Origin of the sequence: Brevibacillus sp. FSL K6-2834 (genome assembly GCF_038592925.1) — a bacterium.
Taxonomy (GTDB): Bacteria; Bacillota; Bacilli; order Brevibacillales; family Brevibacillaceae; genus Brevibacillus; species Brevibacillus borstelensis.
Map to the genome: position 1 here is coordinate 2,970,330 of NZ_CP151945.1, position 11,654 is coordinate 2,981,983.

Sequence of the window (11,654 nt, forward strand, 5' to 3'; positions counted from 1 at the left end):
CCTACAAAATCTACCCTTGGATTTGGCTAGAATCTGAGGGAGTGAGAGGAATGTTGAAAGTGCCACAACAACAGTATATCCGATTTTTGCGGGAAGTCGAAGGGTGTTCGATTCAGGAAATTGCGGAACGTGTCCAGGTGAATTGGCGAACCGCCAAGAAATATGCGGATCGCGACGATTGGAATGAACCGGTATGCAAGCGAAAAGGCCGCCATCCGGTGTTGGGACCGTACTTAGAGATTATTGACACATGGCTGGAGGATGATGAGCGTCTTCCACGCAAGCAACGCCATACAGCCGTCCGCATGTTTCAGCGGTTACGGGATGAGTACGGCTTCCCTGGCGGGCAGCGAACGGTATCCGAATATGTCTCCAAACGGAAGAAAGCCATGGCAGCCGAACGAGCCGAACATTTTGAGCGTTTGGAGCATCCAGGCGGGGAAGCCCAGGCTGACTTTGGGACGGTGTACGTGGTCAAGTCGGGAGAACTGGTGGAGCGGAAAGTATTGACCCTGTCGTTTCCGTACAGCAATGCCGCCTTTGTGTTCCCGGTTCCGAAAGAAAACACGGAATGCTTTCTGGAGGCCTTAGGGCGGCTATTTCAGCAAATGGGAGGGGTTCCTCGCAAGATTTGGTTTGACAACTTGTCCGCTGCTGTTGTGTCCATCCAGCAAGGCGGAAAACGAGAGTGTACGGAAGCGTTTCGGCGTTTCTGCGCCCATTACCGCTTTGAGCCCCTGTTTTGCAATCCATACAGCGGCCATGAGAAAGGCCATGTGGAAAACAAAGTGGGGTATGGACGCCGGAACTGGTGTGTTCCGCCACCGGTTATCGATACGCCGGAACAACTGGAGACGTATTTGGCGGAAGCTGCCCGTGCGGATATGCAGCGCCCTCACTATGTGAAAAAGCAAACCATTGCCGAGTTGTGGAAGCAAGAAAAATGCAAGCTGCTGACGCTGCCGACGACACCGCTGGAGATTTTCCGGCTGGAGACGTGCCACCTGAACAAATACGCTGAGCTGTCGTTTGACGCGGCTCTCTTCCCGTTGCCGCAGTGTCGGGCCATGCAGCCGGTTTTGGTGAAAGTCAAGTGGGATGTGCTGGAGGTGTTAACGGCAGACGGGACATACACCCCGATTGTGACATTGCCTCGTCCCTATACGGAGAAAGTCATTCCAGTAGATTGGAAGGCGGTATTGAAGAGATATGAAAAACGCCCGCGGGCGGTGATGTATTCTTCCTTTACCAATATGATGCCTCAGGCGCTCCAAACGTTTTTGACGGTGGAAGACATGAATGCACGAAAAGCACGAATTCGCCTGCTCCATCGATTGCTCGACACCTATACGTTGAAGGAAATCGGGCAAGTACTGGGAGAATTGTCGCATCAGCAAGAGCATCTGGCTGTTGCCTTGGAGCATGCCCTTTACGCGATAAAACACCCTGTTTTCCGCCCGGAACCGTTTTCAGAGTCGCATACACCCCCTGCCCTTCACGGGCAGATACCCATACTGGATGAGTACGACCGGATCCTGGGGGTGAGGGTGGAATGAGAGAAGAGCTGGCAAAGGTGTGCAAAACTTTGCATTTGGCGCATGTGATGGAAACCTATGAACAGGTGCCGTTTGAAGATCGGGAGAGCTTCTTGCTGGGAGTCTTGCGGATGGAGATTCAACGGCGGGAGGAGACAAAGCTGAAGCGACTGATAAAGAAAGCCGCGTTTCCCCAACTGAAGACACTGGAAGATTACGCTTTTGAGGCAGTCACCTTACCGGAAACATGTACAAAGGAGGGATTGATCGACCTACGTTTTTTGGAGCGCAAGGAAAATGTGCTGATGCTGGGAAAAGTGGGCACGGGGAAGACCCATCTGGCAACAGCGCTTGGCGTAGAGGCGTGCCGAAGGGGATATGCCGTTCGATTCTTCCGTGTTCCCGATCTGGTTGCGCTCTTGCAGGAAAAACACGCGAATGGGGCACTGATGCGGTTTCAAAAAGAACTGGCAGACTGTGAGTTGTTGATTTTGGACGAGGTTGGGTTTGTTCCCTTTCACCAAACGGGGGCTGAGCTGTTGTTTCATGTTATCTCGGCCTGCTATGAGAGAAACAGTGTGATTGTGACGTCGAATTTGGAGTTTGGGCAGTGGAATACGGTGTTTGGAGATACGCGATTGACGGCAGCCCTTGTGGATCGCCTCGTCCACCACGCCCATATTCTGGCGTTTACCGGAGAAAGCTACCGACTGCGCCATGCTCTATCCAGCATGAAGTCTTCCTAAATTCTTTTGTATTGATGTTGGCAGTGTTCTGCATAAATTGGCCGCCAAACTCTGCATTTTTGAGTTGCAAAATACAATAGCGTTTCAGCATAGAGTCCAAAGCCGATTTCAGCTCATCCTTCTCAAGCACACGCGATGTTCCATACGCATGTACAGCGAGATAGTCCCATGTAGGAACCTCTTCTCTCTCATACCAGCTTGACGAAATGTAAGCGTGCGGTCCTTGGAAAATAAGCAACACATCACGGTTATGGTCCAATGTTTTCTTCTGGATGTTTCCGTAAGCAATGTGCCCGGTCGCATAAATTTTCCCTTCCTCTTCACGAATTTCCAAAGGGATGTGTGTAGCCAACGGGCGCTGTTCATCAACCGTAATCAATAAGGCAAACGGGTAGGACTTCATCATTTGAACGGCCTCATCATGATTCATCCGATATTGCTTAGGAATATACACATTCATCATCCTTTCAGCTCGCAATAGAATGACTCGGAAAATTGGCAGTAAAAATCGTGACAAAGATATCGTATGATGCGAGCTGACATAAAAAAAGATACAATAACAAACAAATATACATGTCAGAGGGATGAAAATGAAAAACGCCATTTTTTCCTTTCAAGATAACTCTCCGAAATACAAACAAATCTACGAGAAATTTAAATCATTCATTGAACAAGGCGACCTGAAGGCGAATGAGCCATTGCCCTCCATTCGCCAGCTTGCGGATTCCCTGCATGTGAGCCGCAATACAACATTAATGGCATATGAACAGCTTGTTGCTGAAGGGTATATTCGTGGAGAGGGCCGTAAAGGTTATTTTGTAAATGAGTTGGAGCCCCTTTTATTTCAGGAAGCTCGCAGTTCTTCCAATCATAAGCAAACCGAACCGGCCCCACCCGTTCGCGTAGATTTCCGGGCAGGCGTCGTCGATCAAGCGCACTTCCCTTTAAAAACGTGGAGAAGGATCTCGAACCAAGTATTAACGGAAAAGGACAGCTTTCGATACGGGGAACCTTTTGGCGAAATGTGCCTGCGTGAACAAATCGCAGCCTATATACTCCAGTCTCGTGGGGTGAGAACAGATCCAGATGCTATCATTATCGGAAGCAGTACCGGGCAAATGCTCGTGTATCTCGGTCTTGTCCTGAAACGTGATTTTTCCAGCATCATTGTGGAGGATCCTGGCTATGATGGCGCCAGAGAAGCTTTTCGAGCAAACGGTTTTACGCTTGAAACACTGCCCGTTTACGAGTCAGGTGCTGATTTTTCACACCTGGAATATTTGACATCACGGTTAATTTATGTGGCGCCGTCCCATCACAGTCCATACGGGGTAAGCATGCCCATTCAGCAAAGGCACGCCCTCATCCATTGGGCAAACAAGAAGCAAGGCTATATCATCGAAGACGATTACGACAGTGAATTTCGCTATACCCAGCAACCATTCCCCGCTCTCGCATCCATCGACTCAACGAGAGTGATTTATCTTGGAAATTTCTCAAAGTGCTTTCTTCCCGGAATTCGCTTAACTTACATGGTGTTGCCAGAGCCACTTTTACACGGTTACAAAAAGCAATTCAAACATTTCGAGAGCACTACTTCCCTACTTAGCCAATTTGCTATGGCAAAATTTATGGAAGAAGGGGAATGGACTCGCCATATTAAACGCATGCGTCTTGTTTACAAACGAAAAATGCAGCAGTTGGTTTTTGAGTTAAGGAATCATTTCGAGCAAAATCTATCGATTATTGGCGAGCAGTCTGGCTTGTACGTATTAGTCAAAGTACACTTGGAGCGTTCAGAGGAATGGCTCATTCAACAAGCATCCATGCAGGGGGTTAAAGTTTATCCTACTTCACTCTACTTCATTAAAAACAAAACCGATAAACCGATGATTAAACTTGGTTTCAGCAATTTGTCCTGTGAAGAAATCCAGCTTGGTGTGGAGCTCTTAAAAAAGGCTTGGTTATAAAATACATTACACATTTGCCACTTAAGAACGCCTTCTTACTGGTAGATCGGCTTAAAAAACTGCGCGGGATCAGACTGAATTTTTATTTTTGTTGAACATAATCTACTTTTGCACAAAAAGTACTCATCAGTGAACGAACGGGTTCGATAGTTGAATAATAGAGATAAGACGAGCGGCATTCTATCACCCCCACCTGCTATGAAGAGACAATTAAAGCTTGATTTCTCAAGGTTTTTATACTCTGATTTATGGGTCGGTTGATAAATTTTGTGACCTGATAAAGCTATTTTGTTGTAGAATAAGATACATCACTGAAAGGAGATGAAAGCCGATGTTGTATTCACCACTTTTTGAGAATGATGTACCTGTAATTATTCTCCCTTAACGGAAGAATAATTACGTCTCCGTTAAGGACATAAATAGTGTCTATAAAACGGAGGTCAACAATATGAAAAATACCATACTTGGTTCTTTATATTTATCACTCGCTGCTAGTATTTGGGGCGGAATGTATGTTGTCGTTAAAGTTGTGGTCGATATTGTACCACCACTTGAATTAGTATGGCTTCGCTATGTAATTGCTCTTTTAGCACTACTCATTATCGGAGCCCTGACAAAACAATCATGGCGTGTCGCAAAACGTGACTGGCCATTAATCATTTTGATTGGTTTCATTGGAAATACGATTTCTATCGTTACGCAAGAGGTCGGAACGATGCTCTCCTCTGCGCAAATGGGAGCCATTATTACATCAACGACACCTGCATTTATGGTCCTGTTTGCAAGAATGATCCTCAAAGAAAAAATTACTGCAAAGAAAGCCATTTCTATTGTTTTGGCAACCACTGGTGTCTGTGTAATTGTCGGAACTGCTCAAATCGATACCTCAAATCAGTTGGGTGGCGTATCTCTGATTATCGCAGCACTAACGTGGTCACTTATGTCTGTCCTTGTAAAGCGCGTACCAGGGCAATATTCGCAAATTGTCGTAACAAGCTACAGTATCCTTGTAGCCATTGCCCTTCTAACGCCTTTTACACTTGGGAGATTGACTAAGCTTGATTTTCAAGCGATTATGCAGCCTTCTATTTGGGGTGGCTTGCTATATTTGGGGGTCATTTCTACAGCGTGTGGCTTTTTGTTGTGGAATCGAGGCTTGCAAAAGCTTAATGCTTCCAGTGGCGGATTATTTTTCTTTTTACAGCCGATAGTGGGTACTTTTTTAGGTTGGGTATTACTTGGCGAACAGATTGGTTTGTCTTTTTGGATGGGCACAGTATTTATTTTTATTGGGCTGCTACTAGTCATTCGCGACGATAAACCTCAGAAAGAAACCAAAACTGTGTTCATGGAATAGCAGTACAGACAGAAATAACGGCATTCTAGGACTTTCTTTTCTCGTCCTGGATTGCCGCTGTTGTTCTTTGATCCGAGTTAGGTTTAAAACGAATGAAACTACTATTGACGGTAAAACTAGCTGAAAAAATAATTCAAATCGTACAGTCCATGTTTCCGAGCATCAATTAATCTAGCTAGAGTAATCCATATAGCTGACTTTTTTACTTTATAGACAAAATGATTCATACTATAAATATAAATATCCCGTCTCACTTTTCACAAGGGGAAGACGGGATGGTTATGTTTGTGGTTAGGATTTTGTTATTTCATATCCAAACTTTTTAGTTTGATCCTCCCTTTGGAACTAAACACCCTTTATCCTTTTTTATAATGAGTCCACAAATCATCGTTATTAAGAGATTGGATACTAAAGGCGGGTAAAAGATAAAGTGATTTGCCCCAAGAAATACTATAAATTCAAAAAGAGCAATGCTAAACAGCAAGATAAACAACGTTCTGCTTCCAAGTCGGTACATGATAAATATCACCACTGCCATTACAAGGAACCGAATTGCAGTCAGTTTTGAAACGCCCCAAAAATCTTTCCACGGAATGAAACCTTGATTCACATCGTCAACAATAACAAAATAAAGAAACCCTTCAAGCATTGAGCTGCCAACTATATATACAGAGAAGATTGACGGAATAATTAGTCGGAAGACTTTTTGTTCCAAATTCACTTTTACAAATTCCCCCAATAATAAGAATCAATTACATTATACGCAACCTTTATAACCACTTCAATTGGTATATGATCTTAAACACAAAATGTTGGACCACAACTGTGTATAGCACACAATGACAAAAAAATCGGTTTTACTTTTCATATCACAGGTTCTTGTCCATATAACCAGCCTGTTCTCAGATAAGGAACGAGCTATTTACTAGGCAACCGCTTTTTTTGGCGTTGGTTGTATGTTGTATTCACACGGCTTTTTGAGTTAACGAGAAAGTTCGCTATCTTTGAGGGGAGAATCACTCACCATATGCCACTAAATAGCATCCCTCCCCCCTTCAACCTAAAGAATCAAAAAGAAAAAAACCTTGATTTCTCAAGGTTTTTACAATCTGATTCTATGGAGCGGGTGATGGGAATCGAACCCACGCCGCTAGCTTGGGAAGCTAGAGTTCTACCATTGAACTACACCCGCAGGTATCCAAACATCCGCAACGAATGGTGCCGGTGAAGGGAAGTACGCCCTCTCCCTAGCTAGAAAGGAATTTCGTTTTGCGAATATTATTATAACACACGTGAAAATGAAGTCAAGAAAACATGTTAAGAACCTGCGAAAAACCTTGGAAACCAAGGCCATTTCGCAGGTTCTTCTGTTTTTTGCAGGGTTCAGAAGCGTTTGAGAGATTCGAAATGCATTTTGTACATGTCCCAGAAATCCGATGAACAAGCGGAAGCTGAGGGTGGAATCATTCGGGAAGACGGGCCGTGTGGTCGACTTTGGCATAGACAGATGCCATCAAAAGCGGATCAAAACATCAGTGGCTGGAAATACGGTTCGTACACGCAACGGACGTATTTCACCGAGCTTTACATGATGATATTGATTTGAAAGAATCGTTCTTGGAACTCAATCAATGCGCGAATCTGTTCACTGGTATAATGCTTGTTAGATACAACAAGTTTATCTTCTACATCATCATGTCTAATAACGACTGCGATTACTTTTCCTTCATAAGTTTCCAGCGGTTCAAACTCACCCAGGACATAGGCATCTATCTCCATGCCATCCCCCGAGATTGTGCCGGGAATATATCCGTAATTGAGAAGGTAGATGAAGTGATGTCTGGGATGTTTCGAACCTAACGGTCTGTCTATTTTCACTTTTACCTGTTTATGGAGGTAATCTGATACCATTGCTTTCTCCCTTCGCCAAGTGAACTATTGTGTAAACGCTTTGTAGCAGGCATTATTTCGGTCATCAATTTGAAAAGGCGCTCTGAATCAAATCATCCTTGAGATATATTGTATGCTTGGTTCTTCATCGAGAGAAACCTTTCCCCTTCTAACGGCATGAGTCCCTTCCATGATCGATTCGTACCGGCGGCCCGCACTATGCCCGTTTGACGATGTGCCAGCTCCGGGCGCGCTCGTATTGGTCGAACAGACGGGCAAAAATTCCCTCTCCCTGGCGGAGTTCCTCCGGCTTCCCGATTTCGGCGACACGGCCCGCATCGAGTACGATAACTTGATCGGCGGCGGCTAGCGTCGACGGACGATGAGCGATAACGATGACTGTCCGGTCGGGATCGCCGGCCAGATTGGCGATCGCTTGGCTAACCGCGATCTCGTTCTCTGGATCAAGCGCGGAGCTCGCCTCGTCGATCAGCACGATCCGTGCACGCTTCAGGAACGCCCGGGCAATAGACACCCGCTGCCGCTCACCCCCGGACAGTTGGGCGCCTCCCTCGCCGACACGCGAGCGCCAGCCTTGCGGGAGACGGGCGATGACGTCGTCGAGGCGGGCAGCGCGCGCGGCGGCGGCAAGCTCCTCATCCGTGGCGTCCGGCTTGGCAAGCCGGACGTTTTCCTCAATCGTCGTGTCGAACAAATACACGTCCTGGAACACGATAGCGACATCACTCATCAACACTTCTTCATTCAGGCTTCGGACGTCGACGCCGCCGATGCGTACGCTGCCTTTGTCGACGTCGAAGAATCGGGCGATGAGCCGGATGACGGTCGTCTTGCCGGAGCCCGACGGCCCAACGAGTGCTGTCATCGTTCCGGGGAGACAACGGAATGATACATCGGACAAGGCTGGCGCCTTGCCGGTTTCCTGCTCATAATGATAGGTTACGCTTTCAAATTCGATGCCAGCATTCTCCAGACGAGTTACAGGCTTTGGTGCTTTCGGAAGCGGACGGGTGTGCAGAATCGCCTGAACGCGCCCGATCGAGTTGTCCATCGCGCGGAGAGCTCCAATCAGTTCAATCAGATTGCCGATCGGCTCCAGAAAGCGGACGGCCAGCACGAACAGCACGACCGCATCCGGGATGGGAAGCGATCGTTCCAGCAGCAGCCAAGCTCCTAGCGCAAGCACGGCCGCGAACCCGATCATTACAACGGCGGTGAATGTCAGATCTGGCACCATGGAGCGACGCAAACCGCGGCGGTAGGTTCGGCGATGCTCTTCTAGCGCCTCACGCAGCCGGGCGGTACCGGTCGTACCGTGACCGGCCGCTCGCAGCACCGTCTGCGCTTGCCCGAGCTCGATGGGCCGCCCGGCAATCTCCGTGGCTGCCTCCTCCAGCTCAACCTCGGCGATGCTGGCAATGTGCCCGGCACGCCGCAAGGTCAGGAAAGCGATGGGGGCAATGGCGAGAAACAGCAGCGCCATCCGCCAGTCGACCGCAAACGTGACCACGATGACGGTAGCCGGCACAAGGACGGAAACGATCGCCGGGAATCCAATCGTAACGGTCAGGTGAGAGATCGTGTTGACGTCAGCGGTGACCGCCCGGGCGAGGCGGGCTTTGCGGTCGGCCGTGAACCATCCGAGAGGGAGAGTTGTCACGTGCCGCATCAGATGGTGTCTGAGCTCAGCGGCGAGCTCCATACTGGCGGCGAAGCCGAATGGCGTGGCGATGACGGTGAGCACAGCATAGACGGCAAGGCCGATTCCGCCCGCGAATAGCCACGGCCCAGCAGCGGCGAAGTCCGGCTCCGGGCGCAGCAGCGCCCGCAAGATCGGAACGAGCATGCCGAGCAGCACTCCCTGCAATACTGCCAGAATCACTTGCAACGAACCGAGACGCAAAAGCAGCTTCGGGTCCGGCCATAACCGATACAGGTTGCGGATCATAGGAATCATAGACATTCTCCTTTTTACAAGGTTTAACATGTGAAGGCATGGCTTCCTGGCACGTTTATCCGTTGGGCTAGGTTTGTTTTTGTTCATTCGTTTGCAGGCAGATAGGCAGTCAGTCATTCAGCCTTGTGTACGAAGGCTCCGGCGAGGCCAGCCACCCCGATGCAACTGATCTCTCGCTGCAACGCTGGCAGCCTGCGTGAGCCGAACGGCGTCAACTCAGCTGATGCCGGTGCCGTGCCGGAGTTTGTCGGAGCCGACGCTGCGACTCATACAGATTCTCCCTGCTGTTGAGCTTTCCACATGCGGGCATACAGCCCCTTGTGGGCGAGCAGTTCCTCATGGGTTCCGTGTTCGGTTAGCCGCCCATCGTTCAGAACGAGAATTTGGTCGGCGTTTCGGATTGTGTGCAGCCGGTGTGCGATGACGATCACGGTTTTGCCGGTGGCGAGCTCGGCCAACGCGTCCTGAACGGCCGCTTCGCTGTCCGGGTCAAGCGAAGCCGTGGCTTCGTCCAAAATGACGATCGGCGCACCGGACAGAATCGCCCTTGCAATCGTCAACCGCTGCCGCTCGCCGCCAGACAGCCCGCCTGTGCCAGCACCCAAAACCGTATCGTAACCGTTCGGAAGCTGTTCAATCACGTGATGGATCTGGGCGGCGACAGCGGCACGACGAACCTCCTCGTCCGTAGCGTCAGGGCGGCCAATGCGGATGTTTTCCCTAACCGTGTCCCTCAGCAGCACGACGTCCTGGAATACGAGCGACATCAACTTTAGCAGCTCCGGCGTCGGGATGGACCGGATGTCAATGCCGCCGATGCGGATCGCGCCGTCGGTGACGTCGTAAAAGCGCGGCAGCAGGCTCGCGATCGTCGTCTTCCCGGCACCCGAAGGACCTACGATTGCGGTTACGGTCCCGGGCTCGCATACTGCACTTATGTCTGAAAGCGCGTTGGTCTTGCCGTCGTAAGAGAAGGAGACACGGTCGAATTCGATGCGATGATCCCGCGGCTTCTGCGGCTGCTCCGCTTCGGACAGCGCTTGAAGCGACAGCAGCTGCTCGATATGGCTGGCCGCCATCCGTCCCTGGCGCAAACCTTGTGAGCCGTGAATCGCCGGGGTGATCGACGTTGGCAACCCAATACCGACGATCAGGAAGGGCAACAAGTCAGCGACTGCGAGCTGATCCTTAGCGACAAAACCAAGACCGGCTGCCATCACCACGGCCAGTACCGACATTTCGGAAGAAAACAGCCGGGAGACAGCAGAGCTGTACCGGGTCTCCGACACCCACGCGCTCATCGCCTCGGTATGATCGCGAACGGCTTCGGCGAAACGCTGCAGAATGCGCCCTCCCGTACCGAACGTTTTTACGACCGTGATCCCATCGGCATATTCGACACCGGCGGCGCTGATGCGCTCTTCCGCCGCCTGCAGACGGGCCATATGCGTCGTGATCGAACGCATCGCGATGCGAAAGGAAGTGGCCATCACGGCGAGAACGGCGGCCGTGATCAGCGTCATCCGCCAATCAATTATCGCCAAATAGGCGAAACCGACCGTCATTGCTACGACAGCGCCGATCATTTCACCGAGAGCATGGGCGATTAGCTGATGCATCACTTCCAGATCGGTCGTCATCGCCTTCTTGATGGCACCGGAGCCAGTTGCCCGAAACCAGCCAAGCGGCACTACACCCAGATGGCGGACGAGCCGCTTGCGGATGTCGTGCAACGTTTCGGCGTCTGCATAGTGGCCGAGTCGCGATGACAGGAAAACGAGCACGAGCCTGAGCGCTGCGCCGGCCGCTCCGATGCCCACCCACATCCAGACTTCCCTGGCTGCGTCTGCAGCACTGGCGGCGACGAGCACGTGGCGCGCGATCTCCGCGACGGCGATATAAGGGGCGAGTCCGGCCGCTGCCCCGAGCGCTGAGAGCAGGGCGCAGCCGATTAGATGCAGACGTACTGGACGCAACAGCCGGGCGAGTGCCCCGAAGCCGATCATGTGCTGTTCTTCTATGTGGGCCGAATGTTTTACCCCATCTCGTTCAACCATTGTATTCACCTCATTGGATATCAAAATAAGGAATAGCTTTGCCGGCTGATGCCGTGTGCAGCTATGCCTGTTACCTTCCTGCTCGGCTGGCCATAGAGAAGACGAGTACCCCTAAAAGTCT

Annotated in this window: 9 protein-coding genes and 1 tRNA gene; 4 read left to right on the forward strand and 6 right to left on the reverse strand. The window is 50.1% G+C overall.

Annotated features, from left to right (window positions below; genetic code table 11):
• Nucleotides 1-50 precede the first annotated feature (50 nt).
• Entirely contained in the window at nt 51-1,556 is a 1,506-nt protein-coding gene (istA, locus tag NST96_RS14755) for an IS21 family transposase (RefSeq protein WP_023555239.1), read from the forward strand.
• Nucleotides 1,553-2,281 carry an IS21-like element helper ATPase IstB gene (gene istB / locus NST96_RS14760; RefSeq protein WP_023555238.1) on the forward strand — a complete coding sequence of 243 codons (729 nt, stop codon included), beginning with the start codon at nt 1,553-1,555 and terminating at the stop codon, nt 2,279-2,281. The genes istA and istB overlap by 4 nt, the downstream gene beginning before the upstream one ends.
• Here istB and NST96_RS14765 read toward each other — a convergent pair.
• Nucleotides 2,226-2,741 carry an FMN-binding negative transcriptional regulator gene (locus NST96_RS14765; protein ID WP_342406541.1) on the reverse strand — a complete coding sequence of 172 codons (516 nt, stop codon included), beginning with the start codon at nt 2,739-2,741 and terminating at the stop codon, nt 2,226-2,228. The genes istB and NST96_RS14765 overlap by 56 nt on opposite strands.
• A gap of 130 nt (nt 2,742-2,871) precedes the next feature.
• Here NST96_RS14765 and NST96_RS14770 point away from each other — a divergent pair, with 130 nt between their 5' ends.
• Nucleotides 2,872-4,251 (forward strand): PLP-dependent aminotransferase family protein, encoded by a 1,380-nt coding sequence (locus tag NST96_RS14770; RefSeq protein ID WP_342404155.1) that lies wholly within the window; start codon nt 2,872-2,874, stop codon nt 4,249-4,251.
• Nucleotides 4,252-4,699: 448 nt separating this feature from the next.
• Nucleotides 4,700-5,608 (forward strand): EamA family transporter, encoded by a 909-nt coding sequence (locus tag NST96_RS14775; protein WP_003385600.1) that lies wholly within the window; start codon nt 4,700-4,702, stop codon nt 5,606-5,608.
• Nucleotides 5,609-5,930: 322 nt separating this feature from the next.
• On the opposite strand, the gene NST96_RS14780 is transcribed toward NST96_RS14775, so the two are convergent.
• The 5 genes from NST96_RS14780 to NST96_RS14800 all read right to left on the reverse strand — a co-directional run bounded on the left by NST96_RS14780 (nt 5,931) and on the right by NST96_RS14800 (nt 11,533).
• Nucleotides 5,931-6,329, reverse strand: a complete 399-nt coding sequence (locus NST96_RS14780; RefSeq protein WP_172920479.1) for a hypothetical protein — start codon at nt 6,327-6,329, stop codon at nt 5,931-5,933.
• A gap of 397 nt (nt 6,330-6,726) precedes the next feature.
• Nucleotides 6,727-6,800: transfer RNA gene (locus NST96_RS14785), tRNA-Gly, on the reverse strand.
• Nucleotides 6,801-7,192: 392 nt separating this feature from the next.
• Nucleotides 7,193-7,519, reverse strand: a complete 327-nt coding sequence (locus NST96_RS14790) for an inorganic diphosphatase (RefSeq protein WP_003385603.1) — start codon at nt 7,517-7,519, stop codon at nt 7,193-7,195.
• Nucleotides 7,520-7,715: 196 nt separating this feature from the next.
• Nucleotides 7,716-9,476, reverse strand: coding sequence for an ABC transporter ATP-binding protein (locus NST96_RS14795; protein ID WP_342404156.1), 1,761 nt, complete (start codon nt 9,474-9,476; stop codon nt 7,716-7,718).
• Nucleotides 9,477-9,742: 266 nt separating this feature from the next.
• A complete protein-coding gene (locus NST96_RS14800) occupies nt 9,743-11,533 on the reverse strand; it encodes an ABC transporter ATP-binding protein (RefSeq protein WP_031932006.1) in 1,791 nt (596 codons plus the stop codon).
• Between the last annotated feature and the right edge of the window lie 121 nt (nt 11,534-11,654).